This is a genomic window from Brakhagea baltica, from assembly GCF_052161605.1.
Classification (GTDB): domain Bacteria; phylum Planctomycetota; class Planctomycetia; order Pirellulales; family Pirellulaceae; genus JBKCUI01.
On sequence record NZ_CP197409.1, the window covers coordinates 2,751,054 to 2,776,623 of the forward strand.

Consider the following 25,570-nt stretch of genomic DNA (forward strand, 5'->3'; position numbering starts at 1 on the left):
TCAAAACGCCAAAGGCATTCTTAAGGAGTTACGCCCCAGCTATCCCGCCGGAATGTAACTGCCAATTGCGCTGAGAAACAACGGTTAACGAAAACCCATGAGTTTGCGTTCGGCAGTCTCTTGTGTGGATAGCTTTTAGGAATGGGAAATGAGAATTTTGTTTTTACATGGCTGGCAAAGTGTCGTTGGTGGCGTGAAACCAACCTATTTGCGCAACGCTGGACACACAGTCCTCAATCCTGCCTTGAGCGACGACGATTTTCAGTTGGCGCTTTTGACCTCGCAACGAGCCTTCGACGATTTTCAACCGGATGTCGTTGTGGGCAGCTCGCGCGGTGGAGCGCTGGCAATGAACCTCAAACTGGTTGACACCCCTTTAGTTCTGCTCTGCCCAGCATGGAAACGATGGGGTAGCGTGCAGACCACAAGCTCAAGGACAGCGATCTTGCATAGCAGGAGAGACGATGTCATTCCCTTTGAAGACTCTGAGCTCCTGATTTCGCGAAGCGGACTGGGAAGAGAATGTCTAATCGAAACGGGAACTGATCATCGCTTGGCAGACGACCAGTCCTTGGCCATCATGCTTTGGGTTAGCGAGCTGCTAGGTAGTGGCGGACAGTTGCCGCCACTAGAAGTGGAGTTTGACTTCGGAGCACGTGATTCCAAGGTATCGAGTTCGCAGTGCGAAGGAGCTTATGTGTGCGACTCATGCGGTGAAGAGATTGTTATTCCACTCGACATCACAGAGGGGATGTCGCAAACATACGTCGAAGACTGCCCAGTTTGCTGCAATGCGAATCGAATTCACGTTTCCGTTGTTGACGAGCAGATTGAGGTATGGGCAGAACCTGAACAAGATCGCTATTAAGGCGAGGCAAGCAGCAAATGAAAAACCACCGAATGAATTCAGGGGCGATTCGCGAAGCGACGCCCATAGTAGCGGAATGGGCGCGAGCCCTCCGATAGGGGTACCGCACTCTCACCGCCCATCAGTCCTCCCGGCCCCACACCCTCACCGTACGACTTGCGCGGTGCCGCTCCTATCCGTTGCGTCTCGAATCATGGCAGCCTGAATTAATCGAGCACTTCCAATCCAGCGCTGTCGTTTATCTGGACTTGTTTGGTGCCGTTGTACAGACTGATCACACCACTAGCCTTTATGGTTTTATTGATCAACGTACTCGGATCCAAATCGGCCCATGGACCGGTCAAGGCCGATCTCTCCAAAACGACCGTCAGGTTTTTTGGACTGCGATTGTCCTTTTCGGAGTTGATCAGAACTCTAGTACCACCTGCGATGGCCCGAGCAGAGCGGACGGCGAATTGCACGTTGGCAGCCTCGCCGACTTCGATTTGAAAGGCCTGGGCTGGAGTTACAAATCCGTCAGGAAGAGGCTTGTCCGCTGGCAAGGCTTGGAGTTGGCTTAACAGAACTCTAGCCTGAACGGCGATCTCACCGTCTTCATGCCGCAACTGCAGCTTGATCAAGGGATCTTTTAGCGACCAGTCGATTTCCACCGATCCGAAATGGTTGCCGTACGCTAACGAGGCAACTTGGTATTGGTTTGGTTCGGGGCTCCTCCAGCCGCTGTTCGCCTGATTCAAGCCGCTCGCTGTGATATCGTACAGCGGGTAGCTGATCGCTTCGGGATCGAGCGAAATTTCGCCAAGATGCCGATCGCCGCTCAAGAGGATGACGCCGCCGGCCTCCGTTTTTCGGAGAAGATCAAACAGTCTCTGTCGTTCGCGAGGAAAGTTGCCCCATTTTTCGAACGGATGATCGTTGCTCAACACTTGAATGCTGCTGGCAATCAACCGAACTTCCGCTGGCTTGCGTAGCTCTTGCTCCAGCCATTTCCATTGAGCATCTCCCAGCATGGTGGCCGACTCATCGGTCGCAGGGATATAGGGACGGGCTCGGAAACCGGGCAATGGTTGCCCACCCTTTTCTAGCTCAGAGCGAAAGTAGCGAGTGTCCAGCATGATAAACTGCACTCTCTTGCCTGGAGGGCCGACAATCTCGGAGCTGTAAACTCCTCGTTGTTTTCGAAGTTCGGAGTCCGCTGGGGTTCGGATAAAATCGTGAAACAGTTTGGCCGCGATATCTTTGTGTTCCCACTCCACACCAGCATCGTTGTTGCCGTAATCGTGGTCGTCCCAAGTCGCAAGAATCTTGGTCTGATTTCGCAAACGCTGAAAATCTGGGAGCTTCTCAAGTGCTTCGTAAGCAGCCGCGATCCGTTCTGGAGTGGCAGGCTTGAGCTGCCCACCGACGAGATCTGCGTAAATATTATCGCCTAGAAGGAGAAGACGCTCGGGCTGGTAACCAGCGATGGAGCCCCAAATCGGACATGGCTTCTGCTGATCGGCACAGGAGCCAAAGGCAATCCGTGAGACCGAGGGCTCGTCGTTCGGTGCTACCTGATAGCCTAACGAAGGTAGCGTCAACCCAGCAGCGCAAAGAATTCCCCACAGGGCAACCCCTGCCACACCCTTACTTTTGTAGAGCGTTGCGATGGAACGTTGCAATGTTTTCATCAGTTTATTTGTTCTAGAAACCAGCATTCATCTAATGTAGGAAAAAGAGTGTTGATCCGGCAGCGATTCGCGGCCCCATTTGCTCGGGACCGTATTGTAGTCACCTGCAAGTGCCTGGAACGGTGAATTCTTTGCGAAGCCGAGGTGAATCCCTGGTTACTGATTTCGCCATTGATCGGCCAGTTCCAATTCCGATTTACCGGTCAGCTTTAGCCAAATATCGGCTGTGTATCGCCCCTCTCGTGCGGCTGCGTTTAGCTCTCGAAGCAGCGATCCGTCCTGGTCGTAGGTTCGAATGACCCAGTCAATAAAATTGGCCGAGACGCGATAACTGGCGTCATGTTTGGCCTGAGCAAGGGCAGCTCGACCAAGCTTAGCTCCCTGAGATTGCGGTTCGTACAAAAACCAGCGGATATAATCAGGAATCCCCTCGACGATCCAGCCGGGCGTTGGGGAGCGACGCACGCCCCGTTCCCGCCGTCCCTGATAGCTTTGCACCACGTGCGCCATCTCATGAACCACTGCCCCTTTGGCCTCGCGATTCCTTTCTCGAGCCATCCACTCGGTGTTGAGAGTAATCATGCCACCTTGCGCGTAAGCAGGGGTGCCGTTCATCGTCGAATTAGGCTGATAGCGAAATCGTACTTTTTCGGTTGCTGTAAAGTTTTCGCTCGGCAGTAGCTCTACGATTTTAGGGTACCACTGGAGGATGATCGGCTTCAGATCCTTCTCCGTCCATTCCGCCATATTTGGGGCAGCAGTTAAGTCGACGGAATACCGGAACCGCCCATCGTCCGAAGCGAATTCGAGCAGCTCCGTCCGAGGTAGCTCGATTCGCTTCAGGTCCTTTATCTCCTCCGAGACAACATCGATTTCGCTGAAGAACGTGTTGCCGAAGGGATCTCTAGCATCGGTACTTTGGATATCGAAAAGCAAGTATCGATAGGTTCCAAGCGATTCCGAAGCGGTGATGCGGCTGGCATGTTGGCCTCCCACGACACCCTCTTCACGCGTGTCGACGTCTGCGATCTTGATCCAACCTGCCGCTTCCGGATCCACGGAATCATCCAATCGATTCCAAGAAAAGGAGTCGTTAGATCCTTCTGCTCCATAGAGTGTGTAAACCTGTGATGCTCGCACACCGGGATGCCATGAATAGACGACAACTTCCGCGAGTTCGGTTGGTTTGCCGAGATCAACAGCGAGACTCTTCGCCCGCGAACCCGATGCAAAAAAGAAATTCTCTTTGGGGCTATCTTCGGTAGAAGGAATCTTCCCATCGCTCAGTGCGACCAACCCCAGCGAGTTGCTATCGATTCGTCCCCTCGCGACGGCCCAGTTTCCTGTCGACGCCGAGTCGTTCAACGCTGGGGGAGGAATGTTCGGAAACTGAAAGAATGAGGAGTCCGAACTGCGTTCTATGATGACATCTATCGCCAGGCTTGATGTACCAGAGAGAAACGCGGCCAGTGCGCAAAGCGGAAAAATTACCGCGAGAGTCTTTCGTCGATGCTGTCTTTGCATGCTCAATTGCATTCGTACTCTGAGGGTGCTTGCTGTGAGTTGGCGCTCGATCCGTTATACCCTAAAGAATGATGATATACCTCAAAGAATTCTCGTAGTCATAATAGTTGAAAATGACTCGCAACGGCAGCACTGTTTTTCACCCTTGCTCAACACAAATACCGAGCTTTCTAATTCACAAACTACGCCTAATGAACCAGTTTCGCAAGGCGCGGAGCCTCCGGCTAGTTTCCTGTTTGAAAATCCAGTTAATCACGGACTGCGCCCGGCATTGCTGCCAGCCAGGGCGAGCAACAAAGCTGTACGTATACTCGATCCGCGAACCTCCATAATCCAAATCTTGATGCTTAATAGTAGCGGCAAAAGATTCAAATATGGGTGGGCTATTCACCAACTTTACAGCAGCAATTCTGGGTGGAACAAAGGTTATGTACTCAGTCTCGAAAGCGAAACCTCCCAAGTACCACTTACCTATGCAAACAGACTTTGCTCCAAGTTGCGACTCCACGTGTTCAGGACAGAGGTAAGCGTTCTGCAAAAGGGAGTCCCAATCCATACGACGTTTGTAATCGTGAAATAATTGGAAAACCTCTTCACTCGAAGCCGGAATTGTCTCAGTCAAAGTTTCGCGAGACATCGTCAGCCGTTGACCGTCGACCAAAGAACGCATCTAACGCTGGCGTTCGAGCTGTCGGAGTCTGGTCTCGAGCTGCTGCATTCTTTGCTGCGACTCACGCAATTCGAAGTTCAATCGATCTAGCTCGGCGTGCAACTCGGCAACATATTCGGCGCTCAGCATATCTTGCGTGATCTCTCTCGATAGTTTTGGCAGCGTCAATCCGTCAGCTCGAGAGAGGACCGCAGATCCTTGCCGGAGCGTCATGCCTCGGTAGTAGGACACGGTGATTACCTCGCCTGGAGCCGATCGGAGAACAGCTTCCATGATATCGTTGGCGCTCTGAACCTCTTTGCCGTTGAATCCAACTATGCAGTCCCCGGGTCTAAGGCCAGCCGAATCTGCCGGTGAGCCGCGTGTTACATCGGTAACAGAGGCACCGCGGTAGGCAGGGATCGCAAACTGCTTTCTAAACGCGGACGACATGTCGCTGACATTGACCCCAAAAAAAGCTTGCCCGTCTAAATTCGTTGGCTCGTAAGGAATTGGGAAGGATTGTGCACCATTGATTTTTGTCGCAAGCTCCCTATCCATAAGAACAGCCGTCAGAGTCACATTCTTTCCTTTCCGGTCGACCAGAAATTTCACAGCACTGCTGGCTGGGAAAATAGCCAGCGATTCCGCGAAGGAGTCGACCGAGGTGACGGCAGCGCCGTTGACCGCAATGACTCTGTCTCCAGGTTGAAAGCCAGCTTTCCAGGCAGGCGAGTTTTGGGTCACCGCTACGACACTTAGTCCGAATCCCCCGCCAGCCAGCGACTCGACTGTCATGCCAAGATATCCAGGATTGGCAACAGGTGCCGTTTTCATCGGCTTCGCGTCAAGAATCTCGGATGAATCGGACTCCAGGACGCTGGGCTGAGATCTTCGGTTCGGCCTGGGAGCCGGTTTTGGAGGTGGAAGCAATTCCTCCTTCCCAACGGGATCACCAATGATCAAAGGGGGTTGTGCGTTCTCCCCCGCCTTGGCGGCGTCACCGTTTTCGCCAGCCTTAGACGAGTCTCCCTTTTCGGAGGCGTCCTTGTTGGGGGCTGTTTGCTTTTGCAGCAGCTTTTCTTCTAACTGTTTTAAGAAATCCTGCGCAAAGAGAGTTGGGCATGAAATCCAGAAAACCAGAGCTACGAATCCGACTAGGCGTTTGTGAACCATTGGTTTCATCCCACTGGGCTAAATGTTGACACGCCGCAATTGACTTCGCGATTCGGGCCTGCTGTGCAAAAAGGACCTTACACAGCAAACCGACCTCGCGAGCTACCTCTTAGATAACTTAAGCCATATGCCTAGATTTTCGCAACTGCTATTCCAGAAGCAAGTATGCTCTCTTGCGATTACCAGCGAAGCCGCAGTGGGCCCCCCTAAGACCCGAACTAGTGATCGTGGATCATCGGAAGCTTTTTCGCCCGGACGACGTCTTTCGCTAGCCCTACCGACTCGAGGAGCCGGATCACCCACCAAGACATATCGAACTCGAACCAACGGTGGCCATGGTGAGCAGCGCGGGGTTGCGCATGGTGATTGTTATGCCAGCCTTCTCCGTGCGAAATGAGAGCCACAAACCAATTGTTGCGGCTATCGTCTCGCGTTTTGTAATTTTTATAGCCGAAGACGTGGCCAATAGAGTTAACGCTCCAGGTGCCATGCAAAACAACAAGTGTTCGTACGAAAACACCCCACACGAGCCAGCTCGCTGCCATCTGGATTGCTCCTGACGCTCCCACCGTTGCTAGCCCATACAAGCCACCTAATAAGGCGATGATCGCGGCGTGCAGCCAGAATATCTTGACCCAGAGCCCTCGCCGCTCCAATTTGAGATAAAAGGGATCTTTCAGTAGATCGCGAGCATATCGTTCAAAGCTGGTAACGGAGTCATGGTCCCGATTGTGATAAAGAACCCAGCCCATATGGGACCAGAAAAGGCTAGCCATCGGCGTGTGCGGGTCGGGTTGATGATCGCTATGTTGGTGATGCATGCGGTGAATCGCCACCCAGCGTGCCGGGCTATCTTGCAAATTACAGATCCCAAGCAAAGCAAAAGTGTGTTCCAACCATTTCGGACAGGTAAAACCTCGGTGGGTCAGCAGCCTGTGGTAACCCACAGTAATACCCAACATTCCGAAAACAAAGTGCCCCAGAATGCCAACAATCAGTCCTGACCAAGAGAAAAACCAAGGCACGAAGGCAAGCAGTGCCAGCAAATGCAAGATGACCAAGGGAATTAAGTACAGCCAATAAATCCGGAGGGGTTGGGCGGTCTTGGGAACGTCGACGCGACTGAGCTGTTCGGAAACATTGATGTCTGCAATGGAGTCAGCATTGCTAACGTCTACTAAGTCGCTTGTACTCATCTGGTCCTTGTCCTAACCGAATCAATTTGAGATTGTTCCGCCATTATGGAGCAACCCCTGTTCCACGTCGACTCCAACCGAAAAAAATGGGGAAAGGAAACACCCGGTTGGTCAGGACCAGTGAATCCTCCCATGTTTTTTTGATTTCTCTGTCTCGAAGCAAGACGTTCTCGCGATTCACTCCAGGGTTGTTACAATAGCCGGAGTGTCTTTTCGTTGGATTCGAGGCAGATTAGAGGGGTTGCATTGTGCCAAACGAGGCATCCGGTGTCCTGAAGTTTGAGTGTCCGAAATGCTCCAAGCGTTTACGCGCTCCTGAAAAACTGGCAGGGAAGAAACTTACTTGCCCCCATTGCGGCGCTTCAATCCTAGTCCCTGGAGTGGTACGTAGCGTCTCCGTGGAAGATGATTGGCTGGAAATGGCCCCCCCCCCTCCCCCGCCAGAATCTAGTTTGCCCCTGGAATCGCCGAGCAAGAAAGACTCAGGTGTGCCAGTTCAGCCGAGCAAAAAGAGCACGGCAACCAGTATCTTTGATGACGATCTCCCCGACCTCGCTCCTTTGGATTTTCCAACCGAAACTCCAGTCTCCGCCACCAAGAGCCCACCATCGAAATCTCAGCCAGCACCCGAACAACCCGCCAAAAGCAAGCCGTCCGAAGGGCCGGGGACTTCGAAGTCGATTTTGGATTCACTCGACGACGACATACCTCTCGCACCTCTCCCGACGGAATCGAAAAAGGCTGCCACGGAATCGAAAAAGCCCGCGACGAAATCGGCTCTCGAGGATCTCATGCTCGAGAGCGAAGCGTTGATTAAAACCAGCGATCTGGATGTTGGAGATGAATTCTCGTTCAAGTGCAAAGTATGTGGCACGTTATTGTACGTACGAGAGTCACAAATCGGAAAAATGACTCGCTGCCCTGATTGCTACTCCGAGTCGCTTGTTCCCAAACCGAATGCGCGTCCTAAGAACCTAGGGAGCGCGAGGATCAGAGAAACAAGCAGCATGTCGCTGGCTCCGGTCGATGCCAAATCGGTGCGTGATCCTAAGGCAGGCCGAGCCGAAAGCGAAGTCATCCTGGAGCGGGCGAGGGAAGAACTGGATAAACAAAAAGAAGATTTGGACGGTATCCAAGGATCGTTTGACTCGAAGCGATGGATCTCGCTCATTTTTTGGTTTTGCCAGGACCTGTCGTTGGTCATTGTCACGATTGTGCTGAGCATCGTTTGCGCTCTTTGGATGTTAGCCGTCTCCTGGATCCCTGAGGCACTAGAATTAACCGACCAGATGGCTGGCATGGTTCGAGGAATCGTTTTCTTTGTTCCGTCTATTCCTCTGGTGGGGAGCTGCATCCTCTTGGGATTGTCGATCTTTATGATGGTCGCGAATCAATTAAAAAGGCTAGACGATTGGCCGTTTAGCAGAATTGGAGATTCGCTCGGGGAACTGTTCATGTTCCTGGCTTCCGTTTCGATTGCTGCTGTGCCTGGAGGTATCATAGGTTTACCCCTTAATAGTTTGTTTGGTGGAGTTCTGGGAACGATTGTTTTCTCCTTTCTCTCCATTTGGATCTTATTTCCCTTTTTCTTCCTCAGCATGGCGAACAACAATCGAATTACGGAACCCTTTTCTCGAGTCGTATTCGATTCCCTAAAAGGTCGCGCGGATGCTTGGGGTGCCATGTACCTGCAAACGATGCTTGCCTATGGTGGCTTCTTCGTGCTCATCAATTTTGCCATGCAGCCGGGACTCATAGGTGAGGCAATTCTAGGTCTGATGCTTCCTTTGTTTGTCTTCTTTGTTATGAATCAGTACGGCCTTCTCGCGGGACGACTCAGCGACATCACCGAACTGGGATTCGAAGGGGATTTTTCGCAAGACACCTCAGAAGAGTAATCGGTTCACTCAAGGATGGTTACTCATGAAATCCCCTAAACCCAAATCTAGAACTCTCGCGGACTTTATTAAGCGGGGTGCCGATGCAGAGATCGAAGAGTCCTCGTTTCACGACGACCCTGATGCGATGGAGTCGGTTCAATTGACGTTGGAACGACATGAACAGGAAAAGAAGGCAAAGAAGTCCCCGAAGCGAACGAAAAAATCGCAATCTAGCGCAACCAATCGCTCCGACAGTGTTGACGAAGTTTCCACGGCTGAGAAGCTAGCTCAGCGAGAAGCACAGATCGCAGAATCCGCTAAACTGGATCGGGTCGATCATGCCAAGAGCGTCCGAGCAAAGGGGCCAGAGCTGCTGGACGCGATAATCGACCTACCCGATTTTCAGCGAGTAACCGGCCAGTGGAACCAAAAGGAGTCAATCTGCTGGGAAGGAGCTTGGCCGGGTGCCATCGCCCCCTTGGTTGCCGCTACTTGGAAACGTTTCCAGCGTCCGATTGTGATCATTCTCGCGCAGCACCAAGATGCCGACGGTGTGGCTCGCGACCTCGATTTTTTTCTTGAAGATAATGCAGACATTTTCCCACCCGCCTCGGATGAAATTCTCGAAGATGCTTTGCAACAGGTCGAGGTCATCCAACGCCTCCAAGTCCTTTCGCATTGGGAGTCGTACCGCACTGATCCCAAGCGGATCGCTCCACCGGTTGTGGTTACAACTCTTCAAGCGCTGATGCACAATGTCCCGAGTCGTCATCAACTGCAGAACGATCGGCGAAGCCTTAAAGTAGGGCAACGAATCGATCTGGCGGAATTGAAAAAATGGCTCGCGGAAAACGGCTACCGAACGACGACGAGCGTGCAAATGCCTGGAGAGTACACCGCGCGAGGCGGCATTATCGATGTGTTTCCTCCCGACTGCTCCGAGCCTCGGCGCATCGAACTGTTCGACGACGAGGTAGATTCGATTCGCTCGTTTGATTCGATCTCGCAACGGTCTATGGATCGCCTTGATCGCGTCGATTTGATCGCGGCCGATGAGGCCATCAAAGACGAAGCATCTTTTCTAGAGTATCTCACCGAGGATACGATGGTCGTCGTGCACGAACCGATAGCCGCCCTGCATCATGCGGAAGCTTATTTGACTCGCGTTCCCTTTCCGGATCGATTTCAACAGCCATCAGCCATTTATAGCCAACTTTGTCAATACGCATTCGCTCAGATGGCTCAGTTGGCGGGCGAGGGTTATCTAGGCTCCTTGGAGCGAGTCCCGATCCAAGACGTACAACGAATCGGGGGTGAATTGGAAACGCTCGCGCGCGATCTGGACAGTGCCATAGGATCGGATCGCACCGCATTGTTGGCTTGCGTCAACGAAGGTGAACTGGCGAGAATGCACGATCTTTTGCAGCATAGCGAAGCGTACCGCTCGCAGAGAATTCACTTGGAGATTGGACTCCTTAGCAGCGGATTTGAGATCGCACCCAAGGGGCCTTTTGTTCTCACCGTTAGCCAATTGCTGCGACGAACCACGTTGCGCAGAGCGGCCAAAAAGCATTCGTCGCGAGCCATCGATAGCTTTCTGGATTTGAAACCAGGGGATCTGGTCGTTCATCTTTCGCATGGCATCGGTATCTACCTCGGTATGGAGCTTATCGAGAAGAGTGGACAAAAGTTTGAGCATCTCGCCATTGAATTCGATGGCGGAACCAAGCTCTTTGTTCCGAGCAGCAAAATCGATTTGGTACAACGCTATGTAGGCGGCACCAAGACACGTCCCAAACTAGCCAAGATAGGTGGCCAGACATGGGGCCGTCAGAAGAAAGCTGCCGAGGAAGCCGTCCACGACATGGCAGCCGATTTGCTCGAATTACAAGCCCAGCGGCGTGGTGAATCAGGGATTTCCTTCAAACCCGATTCGGTCTGGCAAACTCAGTTCGATACTTCATTCCCCTATGAAGAAACGCCCGATCAGCTCTCCGCCATAGCTGCCACCAAGACAGATATGATGTCGACGCGCCCGATGGAGCGATTGATCTGCGGGGATGTCGGGTTCGGCAAAACCGAAGTCGCCATGCGAGCTGCGTTCAAGGCTGTGGAGAGTGGTTATCAAGTCGCAGTACTTGTCCCGACGACGGTGTTGGCGGAACAGCACTACAAAACCTTTATTGCGAGAATGGCGGAGTTTCCTTTTGAGATCGCCAAGCTGAATCGATTTGCGTCAGCCGCGCAGCAGCGAGAGACCGTCAAACGTTTAGCAAAAGGCCAGATTGATATCATCATCGGAACGCACCGCGTGGCCTCAGCCGATGTCAGGTTTTACAACCTGGGGTTGCTCATTATTGACGAGGAGCAAAAGTTTGGGGTAGAGCTCAAGGAACGCTTGAAAAGGGTTGCGACCAAGGTAGATGTGTTGACGTTGTCGGCAACTCCTATTCCCCGAACGTTGCACATGTCGCTGGTTGGAGTGAGGGATATTTCCAATCTGGAAACAGCACCTCAAGAGCGAATGGCGGTAGAAACGCGGGTCGCGAGATTTGACGAGAAACTGATTCGCAATGCGATTTTGCGTGAGTTGAATCGAGATGGCCAAATCTACTTTGTTCACAATCGAATCGAGGACATGCCCGCTCTCTACTCTCGGCTACAGAGAATCGTACCCGAAGCAAGAATCTTGATCGGCCATGGTCAAATGGAAGAGGGAGAGTTGGAGCAAGTTATGATCGAGTTCATCGAGCATCGTGCTGACATTTTGCTTTCGACCACCATTATTGAGAGTGGGTTAGATATCCCCAATGCCAACACGATGTTTATTGACGACGCCGACCGGTACGGGCTCTCGGAGTTGCATCAACTGAGAGGTCGGGTCGGTCGATACAAGAACCAAGCTTACTGCTATCTGCTGGTTGATAAGTCCAAACATTTGAATCCCGAGGCAGCGCGACGGCTTCACGCAATCGAGGAGTTTTCTCAGCTCGGTGCGGGCTTTGGCATTGCGATGCGAGATCTCGAGATTCGGGGTGCGGGCAATCTGTTGGGAACCCAGCAGAGTGGGCATATCGCTGCCGTGGGATATGAGTTGTATTGTCAGTTGCTTGAGAATGCTGTTCGAGAGCTTACCAAACAGCCACCGAAATTAAGCATTGATGTCGAGTTGAATCTGCCCATCGAAGCATATTTGCCGGCTGAGTATGTCCCTGAGATGCGACACAAGATCGACATCTACCGTCGACTGAGTCGTGTTCAGGATGTTCAGGCCATTCAAGATATCCGAAAGGAAATGGAGGATCGATTCGGCAAGCTTCCCAAGGCGGTCGAGCGGCTACTGTCGGTTGCTGAACTCAGAATGGACGCAACGATTTGGTCGATTCGCTACATTGGAATAGAGGAGGAGCACCTCGCATTTCACTTCACGGATCCCCGTCGCATTGATCAGTTGGCGAGAACCCACCAGGGCAAGTTGCGGATTGTCAATTCGACGAGCTGCTATTGGCCCTTGCGTCCTGCCCCTGCTCCCGCCGTTGCATCTATGAAACCTTCGGGGCGATTGCCAGCAAAACCCGCGCCCCCGGTTCCGCAGGAACCGATGGAGTCGATCATTAAAAGGATCGACTTTATCTCTCTTCTCCAATCCATCTTGCACGTATAGGGAGGGTTACGCTACAAGCCATCGGTTAGGAAAATTGGAGTTGCGAAATGCGCGCTGGAAATCCCATGAAACACAAACGGTGGAAAATAGGAAGGGTGATGAGTTCCTGTCGCTGGGCTTGGATAATACCGTTATTCGTTTACATCTGTGGTGCTTCGCCTATTCTTGGGCAGAATCGATATCGGCCCAATCAGCCGGCTTCGGCGCCAGCAACAACAACGCAATCTCCTGTTACCGAAAGCCTGGTCCCAGCGGGACAGCTACCGGTGGACGGCAACGGAACGGTCGCCAAGAACTTGGAACAACCGGTATTCGTCGCAGACAGAAGTCCATTGACATCGCCAACACTAGAGTCGTTTCGCTGGGAGAACGGCATGAATGATGTTGCAGATGGTCTCGAACAAGGGCTGCTCAACAGCTCTCAACCAATCGACTTTACCAAGTTTGAGGGGGGGACTCTGCTCGCCGTCGTTGATAAAGAACCAATTCTGCTGGGAGATCTAATCGATCCTAGAAAGGTTCCTGCGCATCAGAGAGAGCATCCTTCGTTTGAAGCCACTCTGAGGAAGATGCTTTCCGAGAAGATTGTCAAAAAGTCCCTAGTTCAAAGATTTTTTAACGACCAGCTAGTCGGTAAGACACTCAAAGAGAGAAGAGATATCGAAAGTAAGATGAAGACCAAGGTGACTCAGGTCTTCTTTAACGAGGTGCTACCGGGCATCATGCAGGATCAGAATTGCGAGTCGCTCGATGAGTTTTGCGACTTGGCTGAGCAACAAGGCATGAACTTGCAAACTCTCAAAGAAACGTACACTGAAACCATTTTGGCTCAGCAATGCATTCGTGAGAATGTTCCCAACAAGCCATCGGTAGATCTAGAGGAGATGAACACGTACTACAAAGAGAATCAATCAGAGTTTTATCAGATTGCTAAGGTACGATTTCAAATATTGACGGCTGCTTTTTCCAAGTACAGAAATCGCGACGAGGCGGATCAGGCCATTCGTGAAATGGGTGACGAGGTTTTTTACGGAACACCCTTTGAAACCGTCGCGAAAGCTAAGTCGTCGGGGATGAATGCTGAATCAGGTGGGTTCGTGGATTGGACAAGCCAGGGGGCGTTAAAGAGTAAGGAGATCAATGACACCATTTTCTCGATTGAACCGAACAAGCTAAGCCTCATCATTGAGGATGAAAATGGTTTGCACATTGTTCGCGTCTTGGAGAGAAAAGAAGGCCGATTGATTACCTTTGCCGACGCGCAGCCCGAGATTAAAAAGAAATTAAGTGAATCCAAACGCAATAAGCTTTACAAGGAATTTGTTGATAAAGTCAAGGCAGAGACTTCGGTATGGAGTCGATGGCCCGAGGATTACCCCAACGCCCGGTCCTTAACCGAATTGGAGTGGTAGGCTCGATGTCGCACGGGATGTACGCATGGATCTTTTTCATTCCCGTCTGGTTGGTTGCCTGTGTGGCTCGAGGATTGCCCCAGGGAATAGATTACAGTTCGTTGGCTGATGGAGAGTTGTACGACATTCAAGTCGTCACCTTAGATAGGATCGTGGCGGTCGGTGACCGCGGACTGATTCTTGGGTCCGACAATGCGGGTCGCACATGGAGTGTGCGTCACCCCCGCTCCGAGTTCATTCTCTATAGTGTTGTTTTTCGCTCCGAACTCGAGGGTTGTGCCGTTGGGGGCACGATTGACCCGTTTACTCATCGCAGCCGAGGCATCGCACTGGTTACCGCGGACGGTGGAAAAACTTGGAGTCCTAGCAAGAGCGTTTTGCCACGTCTGACTGGAGTGACGCTAGAGGGCACAAAGAACCTTGTAGCTTGGGGAGATTGGTCGACCACTGCCCAAACATCACTTTATCAATCCGCCGATGGAGGTGTAACCTGGACCCCGAACGTATCGCCATGCGGACATATCGAAAGCGTTGCAATTTTTAGGGCTGAATCTGGGGAAGACTCGCGAACTGCGAATCGCTTCGGGGGTTGGGCAAAGGGGCGTCTCGTACTCGATCGTCTAAGTCGGTGCTTCTTTTCCGAAGATGGTGTCCAATATGAGTCCGTTTTTTTGCCGGGAGTATCGTCTGACGAGCCTCTGCATTCCTGTTGCCATAGCGGAACGAAGTGGTGGATATGCGGAGAAAACGGACAAGTCTTTAGTTCAACCGATGGTAGGGAGTGGGAACGTCATCGTCTGCCTGGTAAATCATCCGACTGGAGTTTGTTGTCACTGAATCGAGTAGTCGCTCGCGGCGATGACGTTTGGATTTGCGGGAGACCTGGATCTGTAGTTTGGCATTCGGATGACTCGGGTGCTTCTTGGCGAGTCCTGCCAACAGGATACGAAGTCTCATTACGATCGATAGACGTCTTCGGGAATTCGGTGGTTGCAGTCTGCGGACCTTTAGCGACGATTAACATTTCCAGAAACCAAGGAGCAGCGTGGCGATTATCGCATCAATCCAGTGTTCGACTAAGTACCCTGAATATTGCGGGTACGTATGATCGTATCGCTTGGGATATTTTGGCCGTAGTCTCCAAGGATGCACGGCAAACAGCGGGTTGTTTGGTTGTTCACGATCAGAACCTAGAGCAGCGATCCGCCTATCGACCGGAACATGCTTCGAGAACTTCGGTTGCCGGAAAGCGAGTTGGGCTGTCGATGGTAGAGACTTTCGCGACGTTCCCCGTAAGCGATTCCGCCGCGTTACCTCGCGGGACAGATCTTGTTCATTATCCACAAGCGGGCAGCTTGTTGCAGGCACCTGAAACCAATCTCTTTCGCAAAGTCGTTCAAGTGCTTCGGTGTACAAAACCCGACTTGTTGATCAATGAGTGCGGAATATCGGGAACAGCCGTCAGCAAAAAACTGTCGCAAACCGTTGAGTTGGCCACCACGTTTGCAAGCCGCCTTGACTACGTCCTCTACTCTCCCGAATCAGGAATCCCCAACAACTCCTGGTCTGTTCAGCGTACTCTCTATCGCAGTGAACTTAGCAGCGGTAGACAGTTCCACCCTTCTACGGTGCTGAAGGGGGTGGGAATGGTGCTCGGCGAAGTGATAGGACCGGTGCTGGCTATTGCGAATTCTGCCGAGGCTGCTTCCTTAAGTGCCCATGCCGAGTATCGATATCGATCTGGAACGAATACGCCAGCCAGCCTTTTAAATCCGTTGGACGGAATTCCGTTGGACCCCCAGACTCTGCAAAAAGAAAAGTCTCATGGAGCGACCAGAGCCGCGCTCCTAGTGTCGACTGCGAATTGGTTTAATGCAAAACAAACGCTCAAGCATCAAGTAGTCAATCCATTGGTCCGCGACTCCCAATGGGAGTCCAAGCTGACCCAATCGGCCAAAATGATCGAACCTGAATCGAGGGCTATTGTTCTTTTGGAGTTGGCGAGAGAAGCTCGAAGAGCTGGCGATTGGAACCTCTGGTCTAGTTCCTTAGAGTTTCTCATCGCGCACGATAACAAATCAGCCTATGCCGAGTACGCTCAGCTTGAATTGATGCGATTCACGGGTAGCGCGGAAGTGAATCAAATGTTGCTCAAGCAAACGGGAGTTGCGGAACAAAGGATCGGGGAAGAACAACCTTCGATCTCCTTAGCGTTCCAGTCATCCCCCTTCGGAACCGAGGTGGGCGGCAGCGTAAAACCCGCTAGCTATGCCCATAGGCCACAACGAATTCCCATTGCGACTGATTCAGGCATTCCCGAGTTCTATCGTCTGCTGGCCAATCTTCCGGATGCATGGACGTCCTACCGTCTGGATCCCGAATGGGGCTGGTTGATTGCCTCGCGATTCAGGCAGTATCAACGAGCTAAGAATTCCTCCACAACGTTGGATTTGCACCAAGTGCAGGTTGAATCTGCCAATTTTTTCCCAAGCCTCTCGGATAACTTGCTGAATTGGCAACTTGTTCAGTCGCAAGAAGCCACACTCAGCCGTAAGGTAGAATTCACCCGAAACTCCCAGATTCAAAACATTCCTTCGATTGGAATGGCAGCAGACAGACCTTTCTTGGACGGAGAACGAACCGAGAGCTTCTGGCAGTCGGCCCTTCACTTAGCTCTGGCTGATCCATGGGGAGAGCCAGGCACAACAAGTTTATGGATCGCGCGGGATGACGAATTTTTATATCTCTTTAGCGAATCTATTGACGCTGATCTATCAGGCCCTAGCTCGGCAAGCTCTCATAGAAAAAGAGATTCCCTGCGTGATGATCAAAACGGTATTCGTTTGAGAATCGACCTAGACCGAGATTACTCGACATGGTTTGAGTTTGGCTGGAGCAGTTCAGGGGATATGCTGGATGCTTGTAATGATATGCTGCATTGGAACCCAGACTGGTTTGTTGCAACGAAACAATCCGACTCGGGATGGAACGCTGAAATCGCAATACCAATACGGGAGCTTGTTTCCAGCGATAATCCGTTCTCCTCGATTTTGTCGCACGTCGCTGTTAACGTCCTGCATACCATCCCCGGTCGAGGAGCTAGAGTTATCGCCCCGGCTGTATCCGATAGATTCCAGTCTGACCAATGGAGCCTAATCAAGTGGTGAATCGGCTAGGACCTTAAGAAATTGATTGCGGCGACCGTCCATACGGCAGCGAGGGTTAGAAAGAGAGCGGCAACGACACAAATCCACGCCATCCTCGATCCACGGGACGGAAAAATACCGCTGACGTCGTAGGTCGCCGGGGCAGCGTATCGGTCCCGCATCTCCTCTTCCTCAAAAAGAGCCGCTGTGGCAGACTCGAGCAGCCCGAATTGTATCGAGAATTCCAGCAGACCGAATAACATATGTCGACGCCCCATCGCATCGACTCCCACCCCTTCAAAGAACCAAATCTGTTTACCGAAACTCAAATCGGTTTCCTCGGTAAATTCCATGCACCGTAGATTCTCTACGCGTGATTGCTCTGGGCAAAACTCTCGGCGAAGCAAGCATCCGTGAGCGTACTCCGAGACTGCTTGCCAAATCTGCCTTGAAAACTGAATTTTTGGTGCGTCTGGAGTCATGAATCGAATCCTTCGACTAAAGGGGATTGATTTGCCGCAAAGCCTGCGCTGCAACAAACACGACGTCATTATACTTTTTTGACAAGTGTAAAGTGAGTATGGAACATCCGGATTTTAGCAATTTTCTGAGAATTGCTCCTACGGGTTTCCACAAGCCGCACCAGAAGTTAGGCTAGTACTATGTTTGAGCGGAAGAGCTTTAAATGGCCGATTTTCTTGGCCGTCGTCATGATTGTGTTGATCGTTGGCCTATCGATCGCATGGGTCATTTTAAACGTTTTTGGAGCCGTTACCAACGAACGTCCAGCACTTTATTGGACATTATTGGCTGTTGGTTCCGTCATGTTCGCATTGGTTCTGACCGGCGTGATCCTTTATTTAGTCTGGAGTATCCAGCAGATCGATCTCAACCGCAGACAAAGCAATTTCCTCGACGCTGTTACTCACGAACTAAAAAGCCCGATAGCATCCTTAAAGCTCTACCTGCAAACCTTGAACCGCAGATCACTACCGGAAGAGCAGCGGGCTCAATTTTATGTTTCGATGATGGAAGATGTCGAACGACTCGACCGTACCATTTCCCAGTTGTTGGAGGTCGCGAAATTGCAGCAGCACCAGTCGCTCCAGGATGCGCCAGACTGGGTCCGAGTCGACGAAATCGTCCTTTCCATATCTAGCAAGTTGTGCGACGAACATAGCTTTGATCCCGAGGAATTGCATATTGACGTTCCTGCTTGCGAGCTGAAAACCCTCCGATCCGATATCGAAATACTAGTGCGAAATTTGCTCGACAATGCAATGAAGTATGCCGGCAACCCGCCAATGGTCTCCATCTTAGGTGCCCTATCTCAAGACGGCACGGAGCTGAGGCTAGTATTCCAAGACAACGGAGCCGGAATCCCCCGGCATCTGCGTCGGGCCATCTTCAAGCGTTTTTATCGGATCGGAAACGAGCTGGAACGACGAAAGCCTGGAACAGGTCTCGGTCTGTTTTTGGTAAGATCGTTTCTCAAGCGTTTAGGGGGTTCCATTCATTTGGATGAAACCTCGAAACAAGTTGGCTCAAAGTTTGTTGTCCAAATACCAAATGTTCGCGTTCCTTCCGCTGCCCCCCCCACAGCTCCTTCCACCCTTCCACCTGGAGATTAGTCATGGCCAATCATTCTGTAATTGTTAGGCGTGCGTTTCTGCTAGCCGTCGTTTTCCTGAAGCTTACTGCAACCATGTACTCCCAAACTCCTCTGCGGATCGGCGTCATCGGTCTGGATACATCTCATGCCCCAGCCTTCGCTAAACTTTTTAACTCCGACAATGCCACAGGCCTTCTCGCAAACCAGATTGTGACGCACGCCTTTCCTGGAGGCAGCCACGACATTGAACAAAGCCATAGTCGCGTGCCAGGGTATACGAACGAGCTTTCCAACATGGGAATCAAAATCGTTGATAGCATCGACAGCATGCTGCCAGAGATTGATGCGGTGTTACTACTCAGTGTCGACGGACGAAAACACCTTGAGCAGGTGGCACCGGTATTCAAGGCTGGTAAACCAGTATTCATCGATAAGCCACTAGGTGGAACGCTAGCGGAATGCATTGCCATCAAAAAACTTGGGGATCATTACAATGCAGCATGGTTTACAAGTTCTTCGCTTCGATTTTCACCGGAAATGATCCGATATCGCGAGGATCTGAGTCGACAAGGAACGGTGATCGGCGCCACGTCTTGGGGCCCATGCTCGCTCGAAGCAACTCATCCCGATCTGTACTGGTATGGTGTTCACGGTGTGGAGGTTCTCTATACAGCTATGGGGAAAGGTTGCGAAACCGTGACGCGCATCGCGACTCCTGATACCGATGTCGCGGTCGGAGTATGGAACGACGGACGTATCGGAGATTTTCGTGGCCTGCGAGCAGGTGCATCAGGATACGGGCTGGTCGTCTTTGGCAAGCAGGCCATCGAGGTTGGGGGCAAGTACGAAGGATACGGCCCACTCGTGAATCAAATTGCACAGTTTTTTCATGATCGCACCGGCGGCGTTGATCATGGCGAATCCATCGAAATGTTTACGTTTATGGAAGCGGCTGACGAATCAAAACGTCTGGGTGGAACGCCTGTCAAACTCTCCGATGTCTATTCCAAAGCCGAGCTTCAAGCTAACGAGTTGATCAAACCTTGGCTCAAATAAGACTGCGTTGCACTGAAGCGTTGCCAGACTGCAAGCGGGATCCATCGCAGAATGGTCGCTCCTGGCCACCTTGAGTCCTATTCAGACTTTAGGTTTATGACCGGCTCTTTGATCGAACCGATGCCAGCTTTCAGCGTTTGATAAATCACGCAGTAGCGTTCAGTCAATTGAACAAGCTTGGCCAGCGCGTCGGCTGGCGCCTTGGATCGCACATCAAACGACAACTGCAATTCCGTTAACCCCACAGGAGCCGTTCGATCGACTCCTAGCGTGCCGCGAAAATCCATTTTCCCGACCGCTGTAATCTCACACGAGTCAATCTCCAGCGACATATTGGTTGCTACGGCTGAGAAAGTGACTCCGGCGCACGCCACCAATGCCTCGAGTAGCATCTCGCCCGAGCAGGCATCTAGACCTGTGCCGCCAGCCGCGACGTGTAAGCCTGCAACCGTCTCGCCAGCATGAGTGCGAAGCGTGCACTGCTGCCCATCCACTACGACTCGGCCAGTAGCCTTGAGTTCGACCAAGGCTTGTTCTGGCGACACCTTGTAGCTTTCCTTGATGGGTAACTGTTTAGCTCGGAGTTCTTCTAAATTCATCTCAACAACTTTCTTGCGTTATCAGAGCGGAGGTTGTGCTAAAGAATTGAGGTAAAGGCGTTTCAGTCCACGCAACACCATGTGATCCATTTTTTGGCATGGCGGGTTAACGTGTTTTTGCAATACATCGGCGTCACCACCTGTTACGACAACCGGAATTCCAGAATCGTTCAGTTCCTGCCTGTAGCGTTCCACAAGAAAGCTGGTTCCGCCAGCTAGACTAGCGTGAACCCCTGAGGCAATCGCTTGGGCAGTATTCTTTCCAGGTAGTAGTGGATCCTGATGGCTTACAATTCCATTTGCGAGCCAAGGCAGCTGCTCGGTACCAGCTGCCAGCAACTGCAACGATAGCCCCAGGCCTGGCATGATCGCACCACCGCGATAGACTCCGTCACCACTCACGTAATCCACCGTGACCGCAGTCCCGGCTTGAACGGTGATGACTGCGTTACCTGACGTTGATTCGTTTACCACATGCCATGCTTCCCAACTGGAAAGCAGTCGATCCATGCCGACTCGATCGGGGGCATCCACGTCTAACTGCATGGGCAAATCGGAGTAAACAATCTTGCGAAACGAATGATCATCGCCTTCTTTGCCCACAGCGACTCTCAGTAGATCCATGGCGGACTGCTTGACCGACGAGATCATCCATGAGTCCGATTGATTGCTGCCAATCGAATTTACGAGCCATCGAAATGCTTCTAGATCGTCCTGGTCACACCACCTTTGATTGGCCAGTGGCTGTTGCTGTGGTTTGTGCTTGCCCTGCACGGAAAAGCTTGCTGGCCAGGATAGTTTCCAGACGGTTTCCGTCGAAGACGGTGCGTTTGGTTGAAAGCGAATCGCTCTTAGGCCGCTATTCCCAATATCGACCAGAATCATGCCTGCGCGGGTTCCCTAGCCTTCAAACACTCTGCAATTCGAGTCACGAGCTTGTTGAGACCAACACCGGTCACAGCGCTTACGAGCAGAACATCGTCTCGCCCCGTGAGTTCCACGAGTTGCTTGTGTACATCCTCAGCCCCAGGCAATTCAGCCTTGGTCACCACCAGAATCTCTGGTCTCGCTGCGAGCTCTTCACTGTACTCAGCAAGCTCGCTCCGGATCGCTTGATAGTTTTGAATAGGATCTGACTCATCCATCGGTGTTGGTTCGACCAGATGGACCAAAATCCCAGCACGCATAATGTGCCGCAAAAAATCGTGCCCTAGCCCGTGACCTTGCGCTGCTCCCTCGATTAGACCGGGAATGTCTGCCAGAACGAAGGTGCGGTCAATGTCGACCGAGACCAAGCCCAGGTTCGGAAACTTTGTTGTGAATGGGTAGTTTGCGATTTCGGGCCGAGCGCGGGACAGTCGGCTGAGAACGGTACTCTTGCCTGCATTGGGCATTCCGATCAAACCAACATCTGCGATCGATTTGAGCTCTAAGATGATGCGACGCCGCTCCCCTTTGCCGCCATCGGTTGTATCTCGTGGCGCTTGATTAGTAGACGACTTAAAGTGAGTGTTACCCCAACCGCCTCGTCCACCGCGAGCGATGACAATTTCGTCACCTTCCTGAACCAGATCTCGGATCACGACTCCAGAATCTCGATCGATGAGCACGGTGCCAGGGGGGACGTTCAGCACCATGTCTGCACCATTTTTGCCGTGGCAATTGGAACCCAACCCGGGCCCTCCCGGAGAAGCTCGCCAATGGCGTTGGTGCGCAAATTCCGTCAATGAGTTGACACCACTCTTGGCGCGAATGAGCACGCTGCCCCCGTCACCGCCATCGCCGCCATAAGGCCCTCCGCGCGGTACGTGCTTTTCCCGACGAAACGCCATACAGCCGTTACCGCCGTCACCTGCAATAACTTCAATCTCGACGCGGTCAACGAACATACTCTTATTCCAAAACAAGAACCCGAAGCGGCAGCGAGTCAAACCTCGCACCAGCCCCGGGTTTATCAAGTAAAAACTAACACTTTGTGATTTCGACCGCCCCGAATTCGGTACGTCGGCAGTCTTAGCCGGTCGTAGCTAGCGAGCTATGACTAAGGCCCGCTCCAGGAAGGGAGCGACTTTTCTAGGACGCCTCGGCGACCTTGACGTTGATACGTCGTCCTTCACGGTCGAAGTAAACATTGCCTTCGACCAAAGCGAAAATAGTGTAATCGTTGCCGATGCCGACATTGCGACCTGGATGCCACTTTGTTCCCTTTTGGCGAATCAAAATATTACCCGGGAAAACCTTTTCGCCACCAAACTTTTTCACCCCAAGACGCTGCGCATTCGAATCACGTCCGTTTCGCGTGGAGCCCTGACCCTTTTTGTGTGCCATTTGAATCCTAAGCCAAAATCGATAGTTATTTGAAAAAACCCGCGAAACTACTGCCGCTCGGGGCAGAAAAGTTTAGCGATAGACCCACTGATAATCAAGTCGTCCTTCGAGATTGAATTTGTCGAGCGTATCTTTCATTCGCAGTGTCTTATTAAGTTCGGATGCTAAGTCCCTCAAATATAAGAGCCTTACCGACAAAACCGACCGAATTAGTTTTTCCGATGTGTCTGCAATCCGAGGAATTAGGGAGACGGCTGCTCGATAGGCATCTCGGTTTTCGGCAGCGGACAGTAACGCTCTCTCCGTTTCTTCGACCATTTCTTGCAAAACAGGCCCGGAACCACTGTCGTCAGGCAAAATCCGCATTGCCTCACCAGCGAATACCTTCGCGACAGAAAATGCCGTTTCAAGCTCCTCTGGACTCGCGTTTCGCAGAGTATTTGCAAGCATTTCCGTGTCGATTTTTTCTTCCGAAAGCTTGGCTAGACGCATTTCGATAGCTGTGATCTCCGATAGCACTTCTTCCCGATCATTGAAAGTATACGCAACTTCCAGTCGGTCCGGTCCGACGTAGGGTGGCAGCCCCAGACGAATCCGATGCTTTTCTGGTTCGAGATCATCACCCGCTCGCCAGTGGTAAATACGGAGCGTTTTGCGATCAAAATTGGCCTTGGCATCCTCGTCGACCCGAATTCGATAGGCACTAGTGAGGCCTCGCACGTCGACCGCAAAAAAGTCTGCCTTGGGATCGACATCCATCCAAATGGCAACCCCCCAAACGGGCGTTCCATCCGCAGGAATCTGAACCTGACTCATTTCGATCGGGTCGAGCAACGGCTGGCCGACACGTTCCTTGGCTTCTATAAATGTTTTCGCGATAGGCTCAATCGAGGAGTCCTGCATAAAGCCACGCTCCTTGCTCACGATCTGAAATCTCAGTAGAGTCCGAATCGGGGCGGCGGGCAGATCAACGATTCGAACCTCCGCGTTCGCATCGCTGGCCTCGGACCGTACCCCCTTGCCCGGGTTGCGAACGGAATAAACCATGTAGTAGGCGATTCGCTTTTGCAGTTCTCCCTGGGCATTGGGGATCTCAACCGCGATGCTGCGGACGGGCTTAAACGCGAAATCGAGCGACCAAACCCGCTTGGGGCGCAGCGTTACGCCACGAGAGAGTTGATAGAGGGTTTCCTCCGAAGATGCAAAGTTCGGCTTGCCTTCGGGGAAGTTTGGCTCGCCCCAAGCTAACTCAGGAAATCGACTCAGCAATTCTAGGTCGTACGGCCCCAGAGCCGTATCCTGGGCGTCGAAGGTGGCGGGGACAACTGTCAGGACCCCCGGTGCAAGCTTTCGAGGCCCCAAGCCTCCTTCATCTTGACCAGACAAGCCGAGATCGAGCGCGCCGCTTTCGCTGGGTTGTTGAGCAAATGCCGACACCCCACATCCCAGTAAAAACAGAAAAAAGCAGCGAAAGACCATGGATTTCACGTTCATCGAGCCTTGGACCCCTAACGACTACAAAACCATCCTATGCCCATAATAGCTCCCGGAGAGCCAGTAAACGCAAAGGAAACCTGCTCGGCAGTATAATTCGGAACAAGTTCAGCAGGAAACGAAAACCTGTGCGAGAATCCCGAATTGGGGACGGTGCCGGTCGCGAGTGTCGGTCGCAAGGGGTGGCGGGCCCTTCAGATGCCATTACCTTATTTGGGTGATTCTGGCTTTAGTTCCTTGCTCGATTTGGCGGGAGCTTCCAGCCATTCGAGGACAAAGTCCGGAGTCTGCTGGCTCAAAAACTCCGGCTCTACTTTGGCGTCGTCGCCGTCTCCTCCGTGCGGTTTGTCGCTGCTGAGCAAAAAGACTAGCCGCACAGGTGTGTTCCGCTTTGGAATGCGATCTGTGTAAGCGTCGAAGGAGAGAATGTCATTCCCCTGGTCGCTGCGCACCACAAGGTCCAGAGTCGACGTGCCAAAATTTGCGACGCAGACCAGCTCGCCGCTATCGGCCAAATAGTGCCGCTCCTTTGTGGTTTCATCGACATACTCCCCGCTCCCGGCAAAGACCCAGTCGGAAGTCAGATTCTCCTTGGTTCCCATTTTTCGGACCCACTTTTGGGCGATCGTAGACTGCTTTTCCCCCTTTTCATCGAACCAAAGAGCATAGATCCGAACCGTTGTTCCAGTGGCCGGCTTAAAGGGTTCGAACTTTGCAGGCGATCCAGGCTTCCCCCCAACCGCTAGCAAACCTGCATGCACAAAGCGGGATCGCGCAAAGATGGCGACCACAGACTCGTGCTCTTTGGTACCTGCCGGGCAAGCGAACATCTCCAGCGGAGCTTTTTGCTGAGCGATAAAACCATCGGCGATCACCGCTTGCTGGTCTTTGTGGATCCAAATTCGATCATTTGGGTGCAAGGCCCGCGATTCTTTGGGAGGGCCGAAGGCTTTGTTGACCTTCGCCCGCAACTCCGCCGGGGAAAGCCACGCGTCGCCATCGTCGGATTGGGCCAATGCTTGACACCCCCCTGCTACTCCAAGACAGACGGACGTCATACAAAACAGCATCCGAATCCAAATTGTGCGCATGGCAAAAATTCCTCTAAGCAACAACAGCAAGCATGGTCGATTTGCGACCAAAATAATGGGCTAGTCGTATGAAGCATCAATTGTAGTCGTTGTCTACACCCCAAAGTGCAATTTTTGCGATTTAGGAAACAGTTGCCAGATTCCCGCCCCGGAAGCTTGCATCTTGAAATTCTGCAACAACAATTGGCTCTCGACATCTTATCAT

General features: G+C 52.1%; 18 protein-coding genes. 7 read left to right on the forward strand and 11 right to left on the reverse strand.

Going from position 1 to position 25,570, the window contains the following annotated elements; genetic code table 11:
* The first annotated feature begins 148 nt into the window (after window positions 1–148).
* The gene (locus SH449x_RS10150; RefSeq protein WP_482381227.1) at window positions 149–868 is read left to right on the forward strand and encodes a zinc ribbon domain-containing protein; all 720 of its coding nucleotides are present in this window, start codon (window positions 149–151) and stop codon (window positions 866–868) included.
* Between the two features lie 206 nt (window positions 869–1,074).
* On the opposite strand, the gene SH449x_RS10155 is transcribed toward SH449x_RS10150, so the two are convergent.
* From SH449x_RS10155 to SH449x_RS10170, 4 genes are all read right to left on the reverse strand, one after another.
* Entirely contained in the window at window positions 1,075–2,538 is a 1,464-nt protein-coding gene (locus SH449x_RS10155) for an alkaline phosphatase D family protein (RefSeq protein WP_482381228.1), read from the reverse strand.
* 156 nt (window positions 2,539–2,694) lie between these two features.
* Window positions 2,695–4,062: a basic secretory protein-like protein gene (locus SH449x_RS10160; RefSeq protein WP_482381229.1), complete on the reverse strand. Its 1,368-nt coding sequence runs from the start codon at window positions 4,060–4,062 to the stop codon at window positions 2,695–2,697.
* Window positions 4,063–4,732: 670 nt separating this feature from the next.
* The gene (locus SH449x_RS10165; protein ID WP_482381230.1) at window positions 4,733–5,887 is read right to left on the reverse strand and encodes a PDZ domain-containing protein; all 1,155 of its coding nucleotides are present in this window, start codon (window positions 5,885–5,887) and stop codon (window positions 4,733–4,735) included.
* 218 nt (window positions 5,888–6,105) lie between these two features.
* On the reverse strand, window positions 6,106–7,083 hold the full coding sequence (locus tag SH449x_RS10170; RefSeq protein WP_482381231.1) for an acyl-CoA desaturase: 978 nt from the start codon (window positions 7,081–7,083) through the stop codon (window positions 6,106–6,108).
* 398 nt (window positions 7,084–7,481) lie between these two features.
* On the opposite strand from SH449x_RS10170, the gene SH449x_RS10175 reads away from it, so the two are divergent.
* From SH449x_RS10175 to SH449x_RS10190, 4 genes are all read left to right on the forward strand, one after another.
* The gene (locus SH449x_RS10175; protein WP_482381232.1) at window positions 7,482–8,981 is read left to right on the forward strand and encodes a hypothetical protein; all 1,500 of its coding nucleotides are present in this window, start codon (window positions 7,482–7,484) and stop codon (window positions 8,979–8,981) included.
* A 25-nt stretch (window positions 8,982–9,006) separates the two neighbouring features.
* Entirely contained in the window at window positions 9,007–12,627 is a 3,621-nt protein-coding gene (mfd, locus tag SH449x_RS10180) for a transcription-repair coupling factor (protein ID WP_482381233.1), read from the forward strand.
* Between the two features lie 98 nt (window positions 12,628–12,725).
* Window positions 12,726–14,039, forward strand: coding sequence for a peptidylprolyl isomerase (locus SH449x_RS10185; RefSeq protein WP_482381234.1), 1,314 nt, complete (start codon window positions 12,726–12,728; stop codon window positions 14,037–14,039).
* Window positions 14,040–14,044: 5 nt separating this feature from the next.
* Window positions 14,045–17,206, forward strand: a complete 3,162-nt coding sequence (locus SH449x_RS10190) for a YCF48-related protein (protein WP_482381235.1) — start codon at window positions 14,045–14,047, stop codon at window positions 17,204–17,206.
* Window positions 17,207–17,211: 5 nt separating this feature from the next.
* Here SH449x_RS10190 and SH449x_RS10195 read toward each other — a convergent pair whose 3' ends face one another.
* Window positions 17,212–17,667 (reverse strand): hypothetical protein, encoded by a 456-nt coding sequence (locus SH449x_RS10195; RefSeq protein ID WP_482381236.1) that lies wholly within the window; start codon window positions 17,665–17,667, stop codon window positions 17,212–17,214.
* Window positions 17,668–17,847: 180 nt separating this feature from the next.
* Here SH449x_RS10195 and SH449x_RS10200 point away from each other — a divergent pair, with 180 nt between their 5' ends.
* Together SH449x_RS10200 and SH449x_RS10205 are read left to right on the forward strand one after the other, a co-directional pair.
* Complete coding sequence (locus tag SH449x_RS10200) at window positions 17,848–18,816, forward strand: sensor histidine kinase (RefSeq protein WP_482381237.1); 969 nt, start codon at window positions 17,848–17,850, stop codon at window positions 18,814–18,816.
* Between the two features lie 2 nt (window positions 18,817–18,818).
* Window positions 18,819–19,853, forward strand: a complete 1,035-nt coding sequence (locus SH449x_RS10205; protein ID WP_482381238.1) for a Gfo/Idh/MocA family protein — start codon at window positions 18,819–18,821, stop codon at window positions 19,851–19,853.
* 77 nt (window positions 19,854–19,930) lie between these two features.
* Here the strand turns inward: SH449x_RS10205 and SH449x_RS10210 are convergent, their stop codons facing one another.
* The 6 genes from SH449x_RS10210 to SH449x_RS10235 form a co-directional block, all read right to left on the reverse strand.
* Window positions 19,931–20,452 (reverse strand): OsmC family protein, encoded by a 522-nt coding sequence (locus SH449x_RS10210; RefSeq protein WP_482381239.1) that lies wholly within the window; start codon window positions 20,450–20,452, stop codon window positions 19,931–19,933.
* A gap of 21 nt (window positions 20,453–20,473) precedes the next feature.
* Entirely contained in the window at window positions 20,474–21,337 is an 864-nt protein-coding gene (locus tag SH449x_RS10215; protein WP_482381240.1) for a type III pantothenate kinase, read from the reverse strand.
* Window positions 21,334–22,341 carry a GTPase ObgE gene (gene obgE / locus SH449x_RS10220; RefSeq protein WP_482381241.1) on the reverse strand — a complete coding sequence of 336 codons (1,008 nt, stop codon included), beginning with the start codon at window positions 22,339–22,341 and terminating at the stop codon, window positions 21,334–21,336. Before obgE ends, SH449x_RS10215 begins: the two co-directional genes overlap by 4 nt.
* A gap of 184 nt (window positions 22,342–22,525) precedes the next feature.
* A complete protein-coding gene (rpmA, locus tag SH449x_RS10225) occupies window positions 22,526–22,780 on the reverse strand; it encodes a 50S ribosomal protein L27 (protein WP_482381242.1) in 255 nt (84 codons plus the stop codon).
* 72 nt (window positions 22,781–22,852) lie between these two features.
* A complete protein-coding gene (locus tag SH449x_RS10230) occupies window positions 22,853–24,274 on the reverse strand; it encodes a hypothetical protein (protein ID WP_482381243.1) in 1,422 nt (473 codons plus the stop codon).
* 209 nt (window positions 24,275–24,483) lie between these two features.
* Window positions 24,484–25,365 carry a YdjY domain-containing protein gene (locus SH449x_RS10235; RefSeq protein WP_482381244.1) on the reverse strand — a complete coding sequence of 294 codons (882 nt, stop codon included), beginning with the start codon at window positions 25,363–25,365 and terminating at the stop codon, window positions 24,484–24,486.
* Between the last annotated feature and the right edge of the window lie 205 nt (window positions 25,366–25,570).

What these genes read in the sequence shown, in the direction of transcription:
- SH449x_RS10170 (WP_482381231.1), bottom strand. Translation starts at nt 7,083, where the DNA reads ATGAGTACAAGCGACTTAGTAGACGTTAGCAATGCTGACTCCATTGCA.
- SH449x_RS10200 (WP_482381237.1), top strand. Translation starts at nt 17,848, where the DNA reads ATGTTTGAGCGGAAGAGCTTTAAATGGCCGATTTTCTTGGCCGTCGTC.
- SH449x_RS10210 (WP_482381239.1), bottom strand. Translation starts at nt 20,452, where the DNA reads ATGAATTTAGAAGAACTCCGAGCTAAACAGTTACCCATCAAGGAAAGC.
- SH449x_RS10230 (WP_482381243.1), bottom strand. Translation starts at nt 24,274, where the DNA reads ATGAACGTGAAATCCATGGTCTTTCGCTGCTTTTTTCTGTTTTTACTG.
- SH449x_RS10195 (WP_482381236.1), bottom strand. Translation starts at nt 17,667, where the DNA reads ATGACTCCAGACGCACCAAAAATTCAGTTTTCAAGGCAGATTTGGCAA.
- SH449x_RS10150 (WP_482381227.1), top strand. Translation starts at nt 149, where the DNA reads ATGAGAATTTTGTTTTTACATGGCTGGCAAAGTGTCGTTGGTGGCGTG.
- SH449x_RS10235 (WP_482381244.1), bottom strand. Translation starts at nt 25,365, where the DNA reads ATGCGCACAATTTGGATTCGGATGCTGTTTTGTATGACGTCCGTCTGT.
- SH449x_RS10190 (WP_482381235.1), top strand. Translation starts at nt 14,045, where the DNA reads ATGTCGCACGGGATGTACGCATGGATCTTTTTCATTCCCGTCTGGTTG.
- mfd (WP_482381233.1), top strand. Translation starts at nt 9,007, where the DNA reads ATGAAATCCCCTAAACCCAAATCTAGAACTCTCGCGGACTTTATTAAG.
- SH449x_RS10185 (WP_482381234.1), top strand. Translation starts at nt 12,726, where the DNA reads ATGAGTTCCTGTCGCTGGGCTTGGATAATACCGTTATTCGTTTACATC.
- obgE (WP_482381241.1), bottom strand. Translation starts at nt 22,341, where the DNA reads ATGTTCGTTGACCGCGTCGAGATTGAAGTTATTGCAGGTGACGGCGGT.
- SH449x_RS10165 (WP_482381230.1), bottom strand. Translation starts at nt 5,887, where the DNA reads ATGGTTCACAAACGCCTAGTCGGATTCGTAGCTCTGGTTTTCTGGATT.
- SH449x_RS10215 (WP_482381240.1), bottom strand. Translation starts at nt 21,337, where the DNA reads ATGATTCTGGTCGATATTGGGAATAGCGGCCTAAGAGCGATTCGCTTT.
- SH449x_RS10205 (WP_482381238.1), top strand. Translation starts at nt 18,819, where the DNA reads ATGGCCAATCATTCTGTAATTGTTAGGCGTGCGTTTCTGCTAGCCGTC.
- SH449x_RS10160 (WP_482381229.1), bottom strand. Translation starts at nt 4,062, where the DNA reads ATGCAAAGACAGCATCGACGAAAGACTCTCGCGGTAATTTTTCCGCTT.
- rpmA (WP_482381242.1), bottom strand. Translation starts at nt 22,780, where the DNA reads ATGGCACACAAAAAGGGTCAGGGCTCCACGCGAAACGGACGTGATTCG.
- SH449x_RS10155 (WP_482381228.1), bottom strand. Translation starts at nt 2,538, where the DNA reads ATGAAAACATTGCAACGTTCCATCGCAACGCTCTACAAAAGTAAGGGT.